18 protein-coding genes are annotated in these 18,590 nt (G+C 72.1%); 5 read left to right on the top strand and 13 right to left on the bottom strand.

The features are described from left to right. Positions 1-49 precede the first annotated feature (49 nt). The gene (locus EOE48_RS20055; protein WP_127732445.1) at positions 50-1,552 is read right to left on the bottom strand and encodes a phosphomannomutase/phosphoglucomutase; all 1,503 of its coding nucleotides are present in this window, start codon (positions 1,550-1,552) and stop codon (positions 50-52) included. Between the two features lie 287 nt (positions 1,553-1,839). Between EOE48_RS20055 and EOE48_RS20050 the strand changes: the two genes are divergently transcribed. Beyond that, positions 1,840-3,288 (top strand): mannose-1-phosphate guanylyltransferase/mannose-6-phosphate isomerase, encoded by a 1,449-nt coding sequence (locus tag EOE48_RS20050; RefSeq protein ID WP_127732443.1) that lies wholly within the window; start codon positions 1,840-1,842, stop codon positions 3,286-3,288. A gap of 42 nt (positions 3,289-3,330) precedes the next feature. Here EOE48_RS20050 and EOE48_RS20045 read toward each other — a convergent pair whose 3' ends face one another. Then, positions 3,331-3,513, bottom strand: a complete 183-nt coding sequence (locus tag EOE48_RS20045) for a hypothetical protein (protein ID WP_127732441.1) — start codon at positions 3,511-3,513, stop codon at positions 3,331-3,333. Positions 3,514-3,657: 144 nt separating this feature from the next. Here EOE48_RS20045 and EOE48_RS20040 point away from each other — a divergent pair, with 144 nt between their 5' ends. The 3 genes from EOE48_RS20040 (at position 3,658) to EOE48_RS20030 (ending at position 7,178) form a co-directional block, all read left to right on the top strand. Continuing rightward, entirely contained in the window at positions 3,658-4,911 is a 1,254-nt protein-coding gene (locus tag EOE48_RS20040) for a glycosyltransferase (RefSeq protein WP_127732439.1), read from the top strand. Positions 4,912-4,944: 33 nt separating this feature from the next. After that, entirely contained in the window at positions 4,945-6,375 is a 1,431-nt protein-coding gene (locus EOE48_RS20035) for a DegQ family serine endoprotease (protein ID WP_127732437.1), read from the top strand. Between the two features lie 566 nt (positions 6,376-6,941). Then, the gene (locus EOE48_RS20030; RefSeq protein WP_127732435.1) at positions 6,942-7,178 is read left to right on the top strand and encodes a hypothetical protein; all 237 of its coding nucleotides are present in this window, start codon (positions 6,942-6,944) and stop codon (positions 7,176-7,178) included. Positions 7,179-7,226: 48 nt separating this feature from the next. Here EOE48_RS20030 and EOE48_RS20025 read toward each other — a convergent pair whose 3' ends face one another. The 3 genes from EOE48_RS20025 to EOE48_RS20015 all read right to left on the bottom strand — a co-directional run bounded on the left by EOE48_RS20025 (position 7,227) and on the right by EOE48_RS20015 (position 11,780). Beyond that, entirely contained in the window at positions 7,227-8,915 is a 1,689-nt protein-coding gene (locus EOE48_RS20025) for a methyl-accepting chemotaxis protein (protein ID WP_127732509.1), read from the bottom strand. A 223-nt stretch (positions 8,916-9,138) separates the two neighbouring features. Beyond that, a complete protein-coding gene (locus tag EOE48_RS20020) occupies positions 9,139-10,596 on the bottom strand; it encodes an AMP nucleosidase (protein WP_127732507.1) in 1,458 nt (485 codons plus the stop codon). A 101-nt stretch (positions 10,597-10,697) separates the two neighbouring features. Further along, positions 10,698-11,780, bottom strand: a complete 1,083-nt coding sequence (locus EOE48_RS20015; RefSeq protein WP_246154619.1) for an FUSC family protein — start codon at positions 11,778-11,780, stop codon at positions 10,698-10,700. 169 nt (positions 11,781-11,949) lie between these two features. Between EOE48_RS20015 and EOE48_RS20010 the strand changes: the two genes are divergently transcribed. Further along, positions 11,950-12,711 (top strand): transporter substrate-binding domain-containing protein, encoded by a 762-nt coding sequence (locus EOE48_RS20010; RefSeq protein WP_127732433.1) that lies wholly within the window; start codon positions 11,950-11,952, stop codon positions 12,709-12,711. A 37-nt stretch (positions 12,712-12,748) separates the two neighbouring features. Here the strand turns inward: EOE48_RS20010 and EOE48_RS20005 are convergent, their stop codons facing one another. The 8 genes from EOE48_RS20005 to EOE48_RS19965 all read right to left on the bottom strand — a co-directional run bounded on the left by EOE48_RS20005 (position 12,749) and on the right by EOE48_RS19965 (position 18,564). Then, positions 12,749-12,955 carry a hypothetical protein gene (locus EOE48_RS20005; RefSeq protein ID WP_127732431.1) on the bottom strand — a complete coding sequence of 69 codons (207 nt, stop codon included), beginning with the start codon at positions 12,953-12,955 and terminating at the stop codon, positions 12,749-12,751. A gap of 77 nt (positions 12,956-13,032) precedes the next feature. Then, a complete protein-coding gene (locus EOE48_RS20000; protein WP_127732429.1) occupies positions 13,033-13,608 on the bottom strand; it encodes a GbsR/MarR family transcriptional regulator in 576 nt (191 codons plus the stop codon). 129 nt (positions 13,609-13,737) lie between these two features. After that, the gene (gene cydB / locus EOE48_RS19990; protein WP_127732425.1) at positions 13,738-14,745 is read right to left on the bottom strand and encodes a cytochrome d ubiquinol oxidase subunit II; all 1,008 of its coding nucleotides are present in this window, start codon (positions 14,743-14,745) and stop codon (positions 13,738-13,740) included. A gap of 11 nt (positions 14,746-14,756) precedes the next feature. Beyond that, on the bottom strand, positions 14,757-16,193 hold the full coding sequence (locus EOE48_RS19985; protein ID WP_127732423.1) for a cytochrome ubiquinol oxidase subunit I: 1,437 nt from the start codon (positions 16,191-16,193) through the stop codon (positions 14,757-14,759). A gap of 153 nt (positions 16,194-16,346) precedes the next feature. Further along, entirely contained in the window at positions 16,347-17,087 is a 741-nt protein-coding gene (locus tag EOE48_RS19980) for a YoaK family protein (RefSeq protein WP_127732421.1), read from the bottom strand. Positions 17,088-17,214: 127 nt separating this feature from the next. Next, complete coding sequence (locus tag EOE48_RS19975; protein ID WP_127732419.1) at positions 17,215-17,577, bottom strand: response regulator; 363 nt, start codon at positions 17,575-17,577, stop codon at positions 17,215-17,217. A 388-nt stretch (positions 17,578-17,965) separates the two neighbouring features. After that, positions 17,966-18,346, bottom strand: a complete 381-nt coding sequence (locus EOE48_RS19970) for a hypothetical protein (protein ID WP_127732417.1) — start codon at positions 18,344-18,346, stop codon at positions 17,966-17,968. Continuing rightward, positions 18,343-18,564: a hypothetical protein gene (locus tag EOE48_RS19965; protein WP_127732415.1), complete on the bottom strand. Its 222-nt coding sequence runs from the start codon at positions 18,562-18,564 to the stop codon at positions 18,343-18,345. Before EOE48_RS19965 ends, EOE48_RS19970 begins: the two co-directional genes overlap by 4 nt. Positions 18,565-18,590: the final 26 nt, after the last annotated feature.

Here is an 18,590-nt window from a genome sequence, read left to right as displayed (position 1 = left end):
GGGCGCCTGAGCGAAGGCTTGGGCGCCCCGGCGCCCGAGCCCGCCGCCGTCACAGGGTCTGGTTGTAGGCGCCGACCTGCGGGTTCTCGCGCAGGATGCAGTCGACGGCGGCGAACATCTCGCGCAGGCGCGCCTCCGAGACCGGGCTCTCGACCACCACGACGAGTTCCGGCTTGTTCGAGGACGCCCGCACCAGCCCCCAGGTGCCGTCCTCCGTCGTCACCCGCACGCCGTTGACCGTCACGATGTCGGTGATCCGGGCGCCGCCGACCGCCTCGCCGCCGGCATGCATCGCCCGGAACCGCTCGGTCACCCGCTCGACCACGCCGTACTTCTCGTCGTCGGCGCAGTGCGGCGACATCGTCGGCGAGCCCCAGGTCTTCGGCAGCGCCGCGTAGAGCTGCGACATCGACCGGTCGGGGTTGCGGTCGAGCATCTCCACCACCGCGATCGCGGTGAGCAGGCCGTCGTCGTAGCCGCGCCCGACCGGCTCGTTGAAGAAGAAGTGCCCCGACTTCTCGAACCCGGCCAGCGCCTTCAGCTCGTTGACCCGGCGCTTGATGTAGGAGTGCCCGGTCTTCCAGTAGTCGGTCGTGACGTTGCGCGCGCGCAGCTCCGGGTCGCTGGCGAACAGGCCGGTCGACTTCACGTCGACGACGAAGGTCGGGTCGGCGTGCAGGCGCGACAGGTCGCGGGCGAGCATCACCCCGACCTTGTCGGCGAAGATCTCGTGGCCCTGCTCGTCGACCACGCCGCAGCGGTCGCCGTCGCCGTCGAACCCGAAGCCGACATCGGCCCCGGTCTCCCGGACCTTGTCGGCGATGGCGTGCAGCATCGCCATGTCCTCGGGGTTGGGGTTGTAGCGCGGGAAGGTCGCGTCGGCCTCGACGTCCAGGGGCACGACCTCGCAGCCGAGGCGCTCCAGCAGGCCCGGGGCGAAGGCGCCCGCCGTGCCGTTGCCGCAGGCGGCCACGACCTTCAGCCTGCGGCCGACCGGCCTGGTGCGCGACATCAGGTCGTCGAGATAAGTCTTCGAGAAGTCCGGCACGAACTGGTAGGCGCCGCCGTCCCGGTACTGGAACGCGCCCGACAGCACGATCTCCTTGAGCCGGGTCATCTCCTCGGGGCCGAAGGTCATCGGGCGTTCGGCGCCCATCTTCACCCCGGTCCAGCCGTTGTCGTTGTGCGAGGCCGTCACCATCGCCACGCAGGGACAGTCGAGGGCGAACTGGCCGAAATACGCCATCGGCGACAGGCACAGGCCGATGTCCTTCACCCGCAGGCCCGCCGCCTGCATGCCGGCGATCAGCGCGAGCTTGATCGAGGTCGAGTAGGCGCGGAAGTCGTGGCCGGTGACGATGTCGGGCCGCACGCCGCGCTCGTGGATCAGCGTGCCGAGGCCGAGCCCCAGCGCCTGCACGCCCATCAGGTTGAGGTCCTTGGGAAACAGCCAGCGGGCGTCGTATTCGCGGAACCCGCTCGGCGCGACCAGCGGCAGCGATTCGAACGCGAAGGTGTTGGGGGTCAGCGAAGGGTGCGGCTTGGGAAACATCGGGGGTCCTTCACTCCGTGATCGGCAAGAAGATTCATCGTTACCCGCGAGGGGCGCCGGCGATCTGCGAAATCATGCAACTTCCGCGTGGCGTGAAGCCGACGATTCGCGGCCGGACTTGTTGCACGGCCCGCAGCGGCGGTCGAACCGGCGCTGGAACTTTGGTCGAAGTTGCGGCAAGATGTGAAGAGCGGATCGCGGCCCGCACGCGGCCGCGCGCCAGAAAAGTCACGATCCGTTTACGGATACCTTACAGAGCCTGACCGCGCGTCAGGGGTGGAGATCGCATGAGCTCAGATTCCGTCAATCCCGGCCTGATCCATCCGGTCATCCTGTGTGGCGGCTCGGGCACGCGTCTCTGGCCGGCCTCGCGCGAATCGTTCCCCAAGCAGTTCATCCCGCTGGTCGAGCCGGACCGGTCCTCGTTCCAGGCCACCGTGGCGCGGCTGGACGATGCCGGCCTGTTCGCCCGCCCGAGCATCATCACCAGCGCCGACGCGCGCTTCATCGTCGCCGAGCAGGTCGTCCAGGTCGGGGCGGCGGCCGACATCGTCCTCGAGCCGCAGCGGCGCGACTCGGCGGCCGCGGTCGCGGTCGCGGCGCTGCACGCCGCCGCCCGCGACCCCGAGGCGGTGGTGCTGATCCTCGCCGCCGACCACGTCGTCGGCGACACCGGCGCGTTCCTGAGCGCGGTCCGCCGCGCGGCGGTCGGCGCCCGGGCCGGCGCGATCATGACGCTGGGCCTGCGCCCGACCGAGCCGGCGACCGCCTACGGCTACATCCAGCCCGGCGAGCCGCTGCCCGACGAGGCCGGCAGGGCCGGCGCCTACCGGGTCGAGCGCTTCCACGAGAAGCCGGACGCCGACAAGGCCGCCGGCCTGATCGCCGAGGGCGCGCTGTGGAACAGCGGCTACTTCCTGTTCCGCGCCGACGTGATGCTGGAGGAGCTGCGGATCCACGCCCCCGGCGTGCTCGACGCCGCCACCGAGGCGGTCGCCGCCGCGACCCGCGACCTCGACTTCGTCCGCCTCGACCCCGAGGCGTTCGGGCGCTCGCCGCAGATCTCGATCGACTACGCGGTGATGGAGCGCACGTCGCGCGCCGGCGTGCTGCCGGTCTCGTTCCCGTGGTCGGACATCGGCACCTGGGGCGCGCTGTGGGAAGCCTCCGACCGGGACCGCGACGGCAACGCCCTGCGCGGCCGGGTGGCGGTGCGCGACACGCGCGGCAGCCTTGTCCACAGCGAGGGCGACACCCTGACGACGGTGGTCGGCCTCGACGGCGTCGTGGTGGTGACGACGCCCGACGCGGTGCTGGTCACCTCGCGGGCCGCCGCCGGCGGGGTCAAGGAACTGGTCTCGGCCCTGCGCAGCCGCGGCGAGCCGGAGGCCGACGCCCACCGCCGGATCTACCGGCCGTGGGGCTCCTACGAGCGGATCGACATCGGCACCCGGTTCCAGGTCAAGCGGATCACGGTGACCCCCGGGGCGCGGCTGTCGCTGCAGAAGCACCACCACCGGGCCGAGCACTGGATCGTCGTCAAGGGCACCGCCGAGGTGACGGTCGACGACGTCGTGAAGCTCGTCCACGAGAACGAGGCCGCCTACCTGCCGATCGGCTGCGTCCACCGGCTCGCCAACCCGGGCAAGATCCCGCTCGAACTGATCGAGGTCCAGGTCGGCAGCTACACCGGCGAGGACGACATCATCCGCATCGAGGACGTCTACGGCCGCTGACCGCCGGAGCGGCCCCGGACCGCGCGTCCGGGGCCGTCGCCCTCACTTGGTGATCTTCACCGAGACCGGATCGCTCGACGGAAACGTCTCCTCGAGGCTCTCGTCCAGGCGCTCGTCGAGCTTCTTCTGGCTGTTGTCCTTCAGCGCCGCGTCACCGGGATTGGCGCTGTCGCGCCGGAAGCCGGCCTGATCCGGGGCGGTCGTCGGCTTGGTCGTCTCGCTCATCGCGGGTCTCCTGTCGGGCGCCTCGGGCGCCGGTCGAGGGCTCAACGCGCGACCGGCGGGGCTGTTGCGCCCCGTTCCGGCCGTTGAGCGCCGGTAAACCCGGCGGCGGCTAGGCTCAGCGTCCCGAAACGGGCGGAGCCGGCCATGCACGTCGTCGTCGTGACGAACTTTTCCCAGGCGCGCGGCGGGGCCGAGAAGGTCGCGATCGAATCGGCCCGCGCCCTCGCCGAGCGCGGCGTCGCGGTCGGCTTCGTCCACGGGGTCGACGGCCCGGCCGATCCGCTCCTCGACCATCCCGGGATCCGCCGGATCGGCCTCGGCCTGCCCGACGTCTGGGACCTCCCGGCGTGGCGCGGCGCGCTGGAGGGAATCTGGAACCGCGACGCCGCCCACCGCCTCGGCGAGGTCCTGCGCGGTCTCGCCCCCGACCTGATCCACCTGCACCAGTGGACCCGCAGCCTGTCGCCGGCGATCCTGCCGGCGCTCGCCGCCGCCGGGTGTCCGCTCGCGCTCACCGTCCACGACTACTTCCTCGCCTGCCCGAACGGAGTCTATTACCGGTTCGACGCCGGCGAGCCGTGCGGGCTGGCGCCGCTGTCGCCGTCCTGCTTTTCGGCGCCGTGCGATCCGCAGTCGCGGGCGCACAAGCTCGTCCGGTTCGCCCGCGGCGCCGCGACCCGGCTGGCCTTCGACCGCTCCTTCCGCGACCGTCCGGTCGACCTCGTCCACGTCTCCGACGGCAGCCTCGCCCGGCTCGCGCCGCTGCTCGCCGGGCGGCCGTTCCGCCACCATCGCATCGACAACCCGGTCCGGGTCGCGCGGGCGGCGCCGGCCCGGCCGGAGCGCGGCGACGCCGTCGCCTTCGTCGGCCGCCTCACCCGCGAGAAGGGGGCCGACCTCGTCGCCGAGGCCGCCGCCCGGGCCGGCCTGACCGCCCTGTTCGTCGGCGACGGGCCGCTCGCGGGCGAGCTGAGCGGCCAGCCCGGGGTCGAGATGGCGGGCTGGCGCGAGCCGGCGGCGGTCGAGGCGCTGCTGCGCGACCGCGCCCGGGCGGTGCTGGCGCCCTCGCGCTGGTTCGAGACCGGGCCGCTGACGGTCTACGAGGCCCTGGCCGCCGGCATCCCGGCGATCGCCTCCGACCGCGCGGGCGCCGCCGAGCGGATCGCGCCGGGCGAGACCGGGTTCGTGGTCGCGCCCGAGCCGGAGGCCCTCGCGGCGGCGGTCGGGAGCTTGCGCGACGACGACCGGGTGCGCCGGATGGGGGCCGCCGCCCATGCCCGCTACTGGGCCGCCCCCGCGAGCCTCGACGCCCATGCGCGGGCGCTGTGCCGCCTCTACGGGGCGATGCTGGCCCCGGCCGCGGCCGAGGCGCCATGTTTTGAGCGCAGTGCTATATAGGGGTCGGCCGACGATATCCCGGAGCCACCCTCAATGCGCCGACCGCTGCCCCTTCTGCTCGCCGCGACCCTGCTCGGCTCGGCCGCCGCCGGTCCGGCCGCGGCCCAGGCCGACAAGGTGCCGTTCCGCGCCCTGCCGGAGAGCAAGGCGCAGGTCCAGCTCTCCTTCGCCCCCCTGGTCAAGCGGGCGGCGCCCTCGGTCGTCAACGTCTACGGCACCCATGTCGAGCGCCGGGCCGCCGGCCGCGGCGCGATGGACGAGTTCCTGCGCCGGTTCTTCGGCGATGCCGGGCCCGGCGGGGTGCCGCAGGAGCGTGCCCAGCGCTCCCTCGGCTCGGGGGTGATCGTCGACGCCGCCGGGCTGATCGTCACCAACAACCACGTCATCGAGAACATGAACGAGGTGAAGGTGGCGCTCGCCGACCGGCGGGAGTTCGAGGCGCAGATCGTCCTGCGCGATCCCCGCACCGACCTCGCGGTGCTGAAGATCAAGGCGCCGACCGGTGGCCTCGTGCCGATGGAGTTCGGCGATTCGGAGGGGCTCCAGGTCGGCGACTTCGTCATCGCCATCGGCAACCCGTTCGGCGTCGGCCAGACCGTGACCCAGGGCATCATCTCGGCGCTGGCGCGCACCCAGGTCGGCTCGTCGGACTACCAGTTCTTCATCCAGACCGACGCGGCGATCAACCCGGGCAATTCCGGCGGCGCCCTCGTCGACCTCAACGGCGGCCTCGTCGGCATCAACTCGGCGATCTACTCGCAGTCCGGCGGCAGCCACGGCATCGGCTTCGCCATCCCCGCCAGTATGGTCCGGGCGGTGGTCGAGACCGCCAAGGGCGGCGGGCGCACCGTGCGCCGGCCGTGGCTCGGGGCGCGGCTCCAGAACGTCACCCCGGACATCGCCGACAGCGTCGGCCTCGACCATCCGACCGGCGTGCTCGTGGCGAGCCTCCAGGGCAAGAGCCCGGCCGAGGAGGCCGGCCTCAAGCGCGGCGACGTGATCCTGTCGGTCGACAACCAGGCGGTCGACGACCCCGAGGCGTTCGGCTACCGCTTCGCGCTCAAGGGAGTGAGCGGCGAGACCCGGTTCACGGTCCTGCGCGGCACCAGCCGGATCACCGTCCCGGTGCGTCTGGCCCCGGCGCCCGAGACCCGGCCGCGCGACGCCCTGAAGGTCAAGACGCGCTCGCCCTTCCTCGGCGCCACCGCGATGAACCTCTCCCCCGCCGTCGCCGAGGAGATGCAGCTCGACAGCGGCAACGACGGCGTGGTCATCACCGAGATCGATCCCGGCAGCATCGCCAACCGCGCCGGCCTGCAGAAGGGCGACCTCGTCGTGGCGGTGAACGGCACCCCGGTGCCGACCACCCGCGACCTGGAACGCGCGACCCGGGCGCCGCAATCGATGTGGGAGGTCACGATCAGCCGCAACGGCCAGCAGCTCACCTCGGTCTTCGGGGGCTAAATGGAAACTGGTTGTAAACGATTGATTTTAAATCAGAAATTTTGAGCGCGGGATCCCCTCTCCCGGGTGGGAGAGGGGTAGGGGTGAGGGTGGAGACGATGCAGAATGGAGACCTGAAGGTCGAGCTGCACAGCTCAGCCGTTGGGCTTGATTCTGCACCCGAGCCACCCTCACCCCTGTCCCCTCTCCCACTCGGGAGAGGGAGACCCGCGCTAAGACGAAAACTGTCTTCGATGGCTGCAACGGGTGCAGAAAATCCGCGATCCCGTTTCATCCGCAAGGGACGGCCATGCCGGTGAGCAACTGATACCAACGGCCCGGGATGCTGACGCATCTCGAATTTCCGACACCAAGCCAGACGCTTAGCGGAAATTCGAGAGTAGAACCAAAGGCCATTTCCAAGCACCGTTGGTATGACGCGGGCCGGCGGGATCCCCGGCAGTCGATCCGGCACTCTACTGCCGGATCGACCAATGCACGGCACTATATTGCGGTGCATCAATTCTTATTGTGCAATGCAACAATCCGTGCTTTCCTGTCTTCACACGACAGGAACGGATTCTCCCATGCGTCACCTCAGCCTCGCTGCCGCCGGCACGCTCCTCGTTACCGCCCTCCTCGGCGGCACGGCCGCCCTAGCCCAGGACGCGAGCGTCACCGTGTTCCCGCCGCTCTACCGCGACATGGCCCGGGCGACGCAGGCGACCCGCCCGCAGGCCGAGCTGTCGACCACCCCGCAGCCGGTCCGCGCCCCGGCCGAGCCGGTGTCGGGCCTCAGCCGCAAGGTCGCCGAGGTCCGCTGAACCCGCGGCCTCCGGGATGACGGCTCCGAGCGGGAGACGTCGCCGGGATCAGGCCGCCCGCACCGTCGCGAGGAAGCGGTCGACCTCCCCGCCGAGGGTCTCGGCCTGCTGCGCGAGGTCGGCGGCGGCGGAGAGGACCTGGCTCGCCGAGGCGCCGGTGGCCTCGGACGCCTGGGCCACCCCGGCGATGTTGCCGCGGACCTCGTCGGTGCCGGTGGCGGCCTGGGCGACGTTGCGCACGATCTCCTGCGTCGCCGAGCCCTGCTCCTCGACCGCCGCGGCGATCGCGGCGGCCAGCGTGTCCATCTCCCGGACCCGGCCGGTGATCGCGTCGATCGCCGTCACCGCCTGACCCGTCGCCCCCTGGATCTGGCCGATCTGGCGCGCGATCTCCTCGGTCGCCCGGGTGGTCTGGGTGGCGAGTTCCTTGACCTCCGCGGCGACCACGGCGAAGCCGCGTCCGGCCTCGCCGGCCCGCGCCGCCTCGATCGTGGCGTTCAGCGCCAGCAGGTTGGTCTGGCTGGCGATGGTCGAGATCAGCCCGACGACGTTGCCGATCTGCGTCGCGCTGGTGCTGAGTTCGCGCACCAGGTGGGCGGTGTGCGTCGCCTCCTCGGCGGCCGAACCCGCGAGCGAGGCCGATCCGGCGACCTGCCGGCCGATCTCGGACACCGACGCGCCGAGTTCCTCGGCCGCCGCCGCGACGGTGGCGACGTTGTCCGACGCCTGCCCGGCGGCGGCCGCCACCGAGGTCGACTGGGCCGCGGTCTCCGTCGCGGTGGCGCTCATCGCGCGGGCGGTGGCCTGCAGCTCGGTCGCGGCGGAGCGCACCACCTCGATGATGCCGCCGACCGACGCCTCGAAGCGGCCGGCCAGTTCGCGCATCGCCGCCTTGCGCTGCGCCTCGACGCCGGCCCGGGCGAGCTCGGCCTCGGCTTCGAGGTCGCGGGTGCGGATCAGGTTGTCCTTGAACACCTGGATGGCCGCGGCCATCGCCCCGATCTCGTCGCGGCGCCCGGCCCCCTCGACCGCGGTGCCGAGGTCGCCGCCGGCGAGGCGTCCCATCGCGGCGGTCATCCGGCGGATCGGCCCGACGACGCCGGCCTGAAGCAGGCCGATCCCGGCGACCGCGCAGGCCAGGATCGCCAGGAGGCCGGCGCCGGCGATCCAGCGGGCCCGGGCGCCCGCAGCCTCGGCCTCGGCCGCCCGGGTCTTGAGCAGACCGGCCTCGACCGCGATGATCTCCGCGGCCTTGGCCCGCAGCGGGTCCATCACCGCCTTGCCGGCGCCGCCGACCTCCAGCTGCCGGGCCTCGGCCTGGGTGGCGGGATTGCGCATCATACGGATCTCGTGCTCGGCCACCCCCTCGCGCCACTGCCGGGCGAGACGGTCGAGGGCGGAGAGGCGGTCGAGCTGGGCCGGATTGTCGGCGACGAGGCGCCGGGCCTCGGACATCGCCCGCCCATAGGCGTCGACGCCCTGCCGGTAGGGTTCGAGGAAGCTCTCGCTGCCGGCGATCAGGTATCCGCGCAGACCGGTCTCCTGGTTCACCATCTCGGTGACGATCCGGTTGACCTGCCCGAGAACCTCGTGGGTGTGGCTCGACCAGCGCGACGTATCCTCGATCGTGGAGAGGTTGCGAAGCATCAGACCGGATGTCGCGAGGCCGGTGACGCTGATGAGCACCAGGACAACGCCCACCTTGACGGCGATTTTCAGATTGCGGACATGCGAGATCATGACGGATCCGGAGGCCTTGGGAGGGATATGGCCTCAGCAAAGACTTCCGGCATTAAGATGAGGTTACCGGGCCCACCAACATCGCACGATAGCACCCGAATTCTTGTCCGATGACCCCAAAATCGCGGCGATACCAAGTCGGAGCCAGCAAAAGAAGATTTGGGGCAACCAACACTGAAGAACGTCCGAAACAGGCATGGGTTCCCGGACGACCTCTGCGTCAGCGGAACGGCGGCTCGTCGAAGCTGCGCAGCTTGCGCGAATGGAGGCCGCTGCGGTCGCGCCGGAGGGCGTCGAGGGTGGCGAGGCCGATCAGCAGGTGCTCGCCGATCGCCCGCTCGTAGAACGCGTTGGCGGCACCCGGCAGCTTGATCTCGCCGTGCAGCGGCTTGTCGGAGACGCACAGCAGCGTGCCGTAGGGCACCCGCAGCCGGTAGCCCTGCGCCGCGATCGTGCCGCTCTCCATGTCGACGCCGATCGCCCGCGACAGGTTGATCCGCCGCCGCTCCTGCGACCAGCGCAGCTCCCAGTTGCGGTCGTCGTAGGTGACCACCGTCCCGGTGCGCAGGCGGCGCTTGAGCGCCTCGGCGCGCTCGCCGGTGACCGCGGCGGCGGCGTCCTGGAGCGCGACCTGGACCTCGGCGAGCGCCGGGATCGGCACGTCGGGCGGCACCAGCTCGTCGAGGATGCGGTCGCGGCGCAGGTAGCCGTGGGCGAGGACGTAGTCGCCGATGGTCTGCGACTGGCGCAGGCCGCCGCAATGCCCGACCATCAGCCAGCAATGCGGCCGCAGCACCGCGAGGTGGTCGGTGATCGTCTTGGCGTTGGAGGGGCCGACGCCGATGTTGACCAGCGTCGTGCCCTGCCCGTCGCGGCCGACGAGGTGGTAGGCCGGCATCTGGTAGCGGTGCCAGGGCGAGGCGGCGATGAGGGCCGCCGGGTCGGCCCCGGCGGCCTCGCCCGCCTCGACCGCGATGCCGCCGGGCAGGATCAGGCGCGCGTAGCGGTCGGGCGAGCCGGCGAGGGCCGACAGGCCGACGCGGACGAACTGGTCGACGTAGCGGTGGTAGTTGGTGAGCAGGATCCACGGCTGGATCCCGCGCCAGTCCGAGCCGGTGTAATGCACGAGCCGGCGCAGCGAGTAGTCGACCCGCGGCCCGTCGAACAAAGCGAGCGGCCGCGACTCGTCGGGCACGTCGAGCCACAGCCCGTCGGCGATCTCGTCGCCGACGCTCGACAGCATCGGGGTCGGGAACCAGCGGGCGAGCTCGCTCGACGTCGAGTCGCCGCGGTTCAGCTCGGCCCCGGGCTCGACCACGTAGGGGTACGGGATCTCCTGGGCGCTCAGCCCGACCTCGATCGTCGCGCCGTAATCCGCGATCAGCGGGTGCAACTGCTCCAGCAGGTAGGCGCGGAAATGGTCGGGCTGGGTGACGGTCGTGGCGTAGAGGCCGGGCCCCTGGAACTTCGCGGTGGCGCGCTTGATCCGCGGCATCGGCCCGGTCGGACGGTAGTTCAGGCGCAGCTCCGGGTAACGGAAGCCGAGGCGCTCGGTCGCGTCCGGCGGCGGCCCGCCGGCGAGGAAGCGCGACAGCGCCTCCCGCAGGGCCCCGGTCGCGGTCTCGTGCAGGGCGACGAGGCGGTCGACCGCGGTCTCCGGGTCGGCCACCGTCTCCATCGGCCTCAGCTCGTCGGCGTACTCGGTCGGCACGGAACCTCCTGTCGATGATCGCGTCTGCCGCGACCCTAACCCGGCAGGCGCGGCGGCGCGACGACATCTCACCCGGCCCGGTCGGCCTCGTCGCGGGCCATGTCGCCGGCGCGTTCGGCGAGGTCGTCGAGGTTGCGCCGGAGCTGGTCGAGGGAGAACGCGATCCAGAAGATCCGCCCGATCCCGTCGGTGGTGAGGGCGTCGGTGCGGTGGCTGCGGTGCATCTCGTCGATCGCGCCGCGATAGGCGGAGACAGCCTCGGTCAGGTCGCGGCTCTCGGGGGCGGCGGCGCGGCCTCCGGCCAGGGCGGCGGCGATCGCCCGCAGCCGCTCGGCGCCGGCGCTGGCGGCGGCGGCCCACGGCGCCGCGACATGCGCCCGCATCACGTCGGTGCCGGCCTCGCGCACGGTCCGGCGCAGCATCACGATGTCGTGGCGCAGGCGCAGCAGGGTGCGCAGCAGCGGGTCTGGATCGGCCAGCACCGCGAGGCGGCTGCGGCGCTCGCGGTCGGCCTCCGCGACCAGGGCTTCGAGCCGCGCGAGGCTGCGCCGGGTGGCGAGCGGCAGGGCGAGCGCCTCGACCGATTCCTCGGCCTCAAGGGTGGCGAGCGCCGCGAGCTGGTCGGCGAGGAGCTCGGCGGTGCGGCCGGCCTGCGCGACGAGGGCCCGCGTCGCCCGGGCCGGCGCGACGACGAGCGACACCAGCAGGCCGACGGCGCAGCCGAGGCCGACCTCCAGCAGGCGGTCGAGGGCGAAGGCCAGCGGTCCGAGCGTCGCCCCGGTGGTGCCCAGCAGCACGATGACCGCGGTGATCGGCGCGATCCGGAAACCCGCCGAGGCCGCCGCCGCGACGGCGAGCGGCGCCACCGCGAGACTCAGCGCGAGGGCGCTGGTCCAGCCGCCGTGATGGGGCACCACGAAGGTCACGAGGCCGCCATAGGCCGCGCCGAGCACCGAGCCGAGGAAGCGGTCGAAGGCGGCCTTCAGCGAGCTGCCGAGGCTGCTCTGCGTCACGATGATCGCGGTGATGACCGCCCAGTAGGCCTGCGGCAGGCCGAACGCCTCGCCGAGGCCGTAGGTGGCGAGGCTCGCCACCGTCATGCGCAGCGCCTGGACCAGCTTGGGCCGGTGGCGGAGGAGCCGGGACCGCACGCTCGCTCCGTTCACCTCGCCGTCACCCCGCTGTGCATCCCGCCCCGGATCGAGGGCGGACCGCCCGGATTGTCAAGCCTCGCGCCGCCGACCTTTACGGCCGCGCCGCCATCCGCGATGACTCGGCCCGCCCGGCGCCGTCTGCCGGGTCGGGAACGCCTCAGACGCCATGCGCCACGCCTCCATCGCCGCCCTCGCCCTTCTCGCCCTCGCCGCTCCGGCCGCCGCGCGCCCGCTCGCGGCGATCAGGCAGGACGGCACCCTGCGGGTCGGCCTCACCGGGGATTACGCCCCCTACTCGCTGCGCCGCGACGGCGGGACGTTCAAGGGCGCCGACGTGACCATGGCCGAGGACCTCGCCAAGGCGCTCGGCGTGAGCCTGACGATCGTGCCGACGACCTGGAAGACCCTGAAGGACGACCTCGTCGCCGACCGCTACGACGTCGCGATGGGCGGGGTCAGCGTGACGCCGGACCGGGCCGCGGTGGCGGATTTCTCGGTGCCGGTGATGACCGACGGCAAGCGGCCGGTGGTGCGCTGCGCCGACCGGGAGCGCTACGTCTCGATCGCGGCGATCAACCGGCCCGACGTGCGGGTGGTGTTCAACCCCGGCGGCACCAACGAGCGCTTCGCGCGGGCGAACTTTCCCGACGCCAACCAGCGCCTGCACCCGGACAACCGCACGATCTTCGAGGAGGTGGCGGAGAACCGGGCCGACGTGTTCGTCAGCGACGGCGCCGAGGTCGACTACCAGTCGCGGCGCCACCCCGGCGTGCTGTGCCCGGCGGCGGTGCCCGACAGCTTCGACCACGCCGACAAGGCGTACTGGATGACCCGCGACCCGGCCCTGAAGCAGGCGGTCGATGCGTGGCTCGCCCCGGCGCTGAAGAGCGGCGCCTACGAGCGGGCGCTGGCCGCGGCGGCGGAATAGCGGGCCGGCGGGAGGGGATTCTCCTCCCGCCGCTTCGTCAGCTCGCGAGCGCGTCCGGCGCCGCGGCGCGGGCGGCCTTGGGGACCGCGTCGTTGTAGGGGGCGTTGTAGCAGCGCCGCACCGAGGCCCAGTACGCCTCGCGCTCGGCCGGCGGGAGGCGCGAGAGCGCGGCGTTGAGGGCGGCCTCGCCCGCGGCCTCGTAGCCGCGCTGCTGTTCGGCGGTGAGGGAAGTGCCTGTGGTCATGGACCGACGATCCCGAGCGGAAGAGACTGGCGCCCTCCATGCCATAATCGTGCCGGAACCGCCACGCCTGCGCGCGGCTATCCTCGTTGTCCCGCAGGGCCGCGCCGGCCGGGCAGCACCCGCAGGCGGTCCTTGAGGTCGAGGATCTTCTGGACCTTCGCCCCGAGGGTGAGGAGCTGGACCAGCCGGTCGGTCTCCAGCCGCTGCACGTCGGCGTACCAGCCGGCGAACAGCTCGAACAGGTCGTGCATCTCCCGCAGGCGGTCCTGGGCGTGGCGCTCCTCGGGGCTGTGCGGCTCCTGCATCAGGAGTTCGCGCAGGAGGGTCAGGGTCGGGTCGACCTCGCGCTTCTTGCGCTCCTCGACCAGGGTGCGGACGATCTGCCAGATGTCGTCGGGCGTGGCGAAGTAGTCGCGCCGGTCGCCCGGCACGTGCTGGAGCCGCACGAGGTTCCAGGCCTGCAGCTCCTTCAGCCCCATGCTGACGTTGGAGCGCGAGACGCCGAGTCGCTCGACGATGTCGTCGGCATTGAGCGCGCGCTCGGCGACGAACAGCACGGCGTAGATCTGCCCGACCGTGCGGTTGATGCCCCAGCGCGAGCCCATCTCGCCGAAATGGAGCACGAAGGTCTGGACCAGCGGCGGCAGTCGCATCGTGTCAGCCCATCCTCAGCCAGGCCCGCAGGATCGTGGCGACGATCCCCAGGACGACGACGCTGCCGCCGTAGAGCGCGGCGAACCACAGCAAGCGCCGCCACAGCGGAGAGTGGGGAGCCCCGGCGCTCAATGGTAGCCCGCCGCGTCCACCTTCCCCCGGAACACCCAGTAGGAATAGGCGGTGTAGAGCAGGATCACCGGGATCAGCACCGAGGCGCCGACGAGCATGAAGATCTGGCTCGCCGGCGGGGCCGCCGCCTGCCAGATCGTGATCCGGCCGGGCACGACGTCCGGGAAGATGCTGATCCCGAGCCCGGCGAAGGAGAGCAGGAACAGCCCGAGGGCGATCAGGAACGGGGCCCTGTCGGCGCCGCCGCGCAACTGGCGGTAGAATGCCCACGCCGCGACGGCGACGAGGAGCGGCACCTGGGCGGTCAGCAGCACGCCCGGCATCGCGAACCAGCGCTCCCAGTACTTCCCTTCCAGGAACGGCGTCGCCGCGCTCACCGCCGCGATGGCGGCGAGGGTCGCGCCGGCGAGCCAGAACGACAGGCGGCGGGCCTTGTCGCGCAAGGCCCCTTCGCTGCGCATCACCAGCCACGTCGCGCCGAGGAGCGCGTAGGCGCAGACCAGCCCGATCCCGACCATGACGCTGAACGGCGTCAGCCAGTCCCACCAGCCGCCGGCATAGGCCCGGCCCTCGACCCGGATGCCCTGGAGCAGGGCGCCCAGCGCGATCCCCTGGGCGAGCGCCGCCACCACCGAGCCGCCCGCGAAGGCGACGTCCCACAGGGCGCGGTGGCGCGGGTCGCGCCAGCGGAACTCGAACGCGACGCCGCGGAACACCAGCCCGAGCAGCATCGCGACGATCGGCGCGTAGAGCGCCGGCAGGATCACCGCGTAGGCGAGCGGAAAGGCGGCGAACAGGCCCCCTCCCCCGAGCACGAGCCAGGTCTCGTTCCCGTCCCAGACCGGGGCGACCGAGTTCATCGCGGTGTCGCGCTCGGGACCCGGCCGCAGGGTCGGGAACAGGATGCCGATGCCGAGGTCGAAGCCGTCCATCACCACGTAGGCGAAGACCGCGAAGGCGATGACGAAGGCCCAGACCACGGTGAGGTCGATGCTGGCGATCATGACGGGCCTCCTCACTCGGCCGGATGGAGGACGCGGTCCGGATGGACCGACGGCGCCGGGGTGATGCCGGCGGTACGGATCGGCAGGCCGGGCTCGACGCCGGGCTCGCCCCGGTGCGGCGGCCGCGAGGCGAGGCGCAGGATGTAGATCACGCCCATCGAGAACACCGCGAAGTAGATCACCACGAAGGCGAGGAGCGAGGACGCGACCGCCGGCGCCGAGAGCGGCGAGGCGGACTCGGCGGTGCGCAGCAGCCCGTAGACCGTGAAGGGCTGGCGCCCGACCTCGGTGGTGATCCAGCCCGCCAGCACCGCGACGAAGCCGGCCGGTCCCATCAGGACCGCGAAGCGGTGCAGGAGCGCCCAGTCGTGGAGCCGGCCCCGGACACGCGCCCACAGGCTCAGCATCCCGAGGCCCAGGATGGCGAAGCCGAGGCCGACCATGACCCGGAACGACCAGAACACCACCGGCACCGGCGGCCAGTTCTCCCGCGGCACGGTGTCGAGGCCGGCGAGCGGCGCGTCGAGGCTGTGCTTGAGGATCAGCGAGGAGAGCTTCGGCACCTCGATCGCGTAGCGCACGGTGCCGGCGGCCTCGTCGGGCCAGCCGAACAGCACCAGCGGCGCCCCGTCCGGGTGGCTGCGGAAATGGCCCTCCATCGCCATGACCTTGGCGGGCTGGTGCTCCAGGGTGTTGAGGCCGTGGGCGTCGCCGGCGAGGATCTGGAGCGGCGCGACGACGGCCGCCATCCACATCGCCATCGAGAACATCGTGCGGGCGCCCTCGTTGTCGGGGGTCACCGCCCGGGTGCGGTCGCGCAGGAGGTGCCACGCCCCGACGGCGCCGACCACGAGCGCCGTCGTCAGGTAGGCGGCCAGCACCATGTGGACGAGGCGGTACGGGAACGACGGGTTGAAGACGATCGCCCACCAGTCGAGGGGGACGAACTGGCCGGCCTCGTTGACGCCGTGCCCCTGGGGCGTGTGCATCCACGAATTGACCGACAGGATCCAGAACGCCGAGAAGAACGTGCCCAGCGCCACCATCAGGGTGGCGAGGAAGTGCAGCCGCGGCCCGACCTTGTGCATCCCGAACAGCATCACGCCGAGGAAGCCGGCCTCCAGGAAGAACGCCGACAGCACCTCGTAGGCCATCAGCGGTCCGAGGACCGGCCCTGTCCTGTCGGAGAAGACCGACCAGTTGGTGCCGAACTGGTAGGACATGACGAGGCCGGACACGACGCCCATGGCGAAGGCGACGGCGAAGATCTTGATCCAGTACTTGAACAGGTCGAGGAAGACCTGCCGGCCGGTGGCGAGCCAGAGCGCCTCCAGCACCGCCAGGTAGCTCGCCAGCCCGATCGAGAAGGCCGGGAAGATGATGTGGAAGGCCACGGTGAACCCGAACTGGGCCCGGGCGAGAAGCAGCGCGTCGACCTGCGACAGCATGGCGGATCCCTCGGACGGACGAGCGCGGCCGACGGGGGCGGCGCCGGGCTCGGCGACCGCATATTACAAGTTTCAGAATTTTCTGAAAGATCAAAACGGACGGCGGACGGCCGCAGGGTCCCGGCCGGAGCGGATCCGGCCGGGAAGGGCGCCTCAGCGCGTCGCCGGCGGCGCCGTGGGGGCGGCGTCGGGCGGCGGGGCGCGGTCGCTCGAGACGTAGCGGCTGTCGCCGTAGAGCAGGGTGAGGACGAGCGAGACCGTCGCCAGGATCGCCGCCAGCAGGGCCGGCACCAGGAAGGCGGACTCGCCGTAGAACTGGTGCAGCGTGCCGCCGACCACCGCGCCGACCGTGAGGGCGAGCCAGAGCGGCGCCTGGAGCCAGAACGAGGCCGCCGGGTGGCCGAGCAGCATGTTGGCGAGCCCGGTGCCGAACCGCACCACCGCGCCGGTGACGTAGGTCAGGGCAATGCTGCGGCCCTCCTCGTCCTGGAGCACGGCGTTCTGGAGCCCGAGGGCGAACACGATCGGGTAGGCGTGGAACGGGAAGGCCATCGGGCCGCGCGGCAGCGTCATGCCGATGCCGAGCAGGGCGGCCTGGAGGCCCAGCAGCACGGCGAGCCGCCAGTGCCCGACCGCCGCGGCGAGCAGCGTGCCGGAGAAGGCGCCGAGGCAGAACACCAAGATCGTGGTGCCGACCCGGATCGCGTTGTCCCATTCGCCGAGGCTGATCGCGACGCCGAACCGGGTGGTGTTGCCGCTCATGAACGACATGAACAGCTCGGCGAATGCGAGGAAGCCGATGGAATCGGCGCAGCCCGCCAGGAACGACAACAGGATCGCGAACGGGATCCTGGTCTGGCCGCTCGCCGGAAACGCCCGCGTCTCTGCCTTCATCCTCGCATCCATCCTCGCTGGCCGGCCAGGCCGCGCGCCGGCCGTGACCGGACGTTCCGCAGCAGCACGATCCGGGTTGACCCTGTGCCGAACCGTGGCGGTCCGGCGCCCAGCGGAAGGATCTAGGTCAGGCGAGATAGGCGTCGAGTAACTCCGGCAGCGGCAGATGACGCGACAGGCCCGGAACTGTCGGCGGCTCGGCGCTCAGCGTGCCGCTGCCCGGATCGAACCCGTCGAAGAACATCACCGGCACGCCCTCGTGGCGCAGTTGCGCCGCCAGGGCGACGCCGAAGCCCGAGCCCGACAGGCTGTCGACGATGGCGAGTTCGGCGACCTCGTCCTGGGCCCAGATCAGCGCCTCGGCCTCGGTGGCGAAGGCGGTGACGACGCAGCCGAGGCGCTCCAGGGTCTCGGCGAGCTGGGCGCGCACCCGCGGCTCCGCCGCGAGCAGGAGCACCATGCGGTAGTAGTACCGGCCGCTGTTGGGCATCTCACTCCCTTCCATGCGCGGCCCCGCCCGGACGGCCATGCCGGCCGGACGAGAACTTCGCGACAGGATCGTTGGCGGCGGGCTCGCCGGCCCGCCATTGCGGCGCGAGGAGCCACGCGATTGCGGCCATTCCTGGGTGCGGACCGCCATCCGCGCCAGAAAACACGCGGAAATCAGCTTGCCGGCAACTTGACCGCCCGGGGTTCGTGTCTGGGGATGACCGGCACGATGCTCGTGCCGGACGGCGATCCGCCGGCCGGCGACTTGGCCGGTCGGGGATCCGGCGGGCCGGCAACTTGGCAGGCCGGCAACTTGGCGGGGCCGGGTCCCTGGTGTGCAGAACGTCCGGACCGGGGCGAAGATCCGCGGATCCCGCGCCTGCGGCGCTTCAGCGCCGCAATCCCAGGCCCGCCGCCCCCTGCGGCGCCTGCCGGACCAGGACGTGCGACCCGAGCCGGCCGCCGATCGAGACCGTGAGCCGGTCGCCTTCGAGGAGGCCGACGTAGCGCCGCGCCCCGATGTCGAAGATGATGACCGAGCCGCTGACGTCGATGATCGTCAGCGCGCTCCACTGGAACGGCTTCGACGGGTCGTCGTTGGCGAGCACGGCGTCCTGGTCGATGCGCAGTTCGAGCGTGTCGCCGACCCAGCGCCCTTCGAGGATCCGCCGCAGGCCGTTCAGCACCCCGGGCGCCGGCGAGGCGGCGAGGAGCGCACCCGCGCCGGCCGCCAGGACGAGGCGGCACACGACGCGGCGGGCGGGCCTCAACGCGGTCCCGGTGCCGCGACCGGCTGGCGGCCGGCGCAGATCCCGTCGAGCTGCGCCTGGAAGCGCGCGTCGCTGAACCAGCCTTCGGCGTCGCGGAAGTCGAGGTTCCGGCGCAGGATCGGCAGGATGCTGGAATGATCCCGGTGCTCGCCGCTGCGGGCGAGCGCCCGGGCGGCCTTCAGGGCCTGCCCGCGGCGCCTCGACAGTTCACCACCCATGCTCGCGCTCCCGGCCGCCCCCGGCG

Source organism: Methylobacterium oryzihabitans, assembly GCF_004004555.2.
Lineage (GTDB): Bacteria > Pseudomonadota > Alphaproteobacteria > Rhizobiales > Beijerinckiaceae > Methylobacterium > Methylobacterium oryzihabitans.
This window is presented reverse-complemented; position numbering and strand designations above follow the sequence as displayed.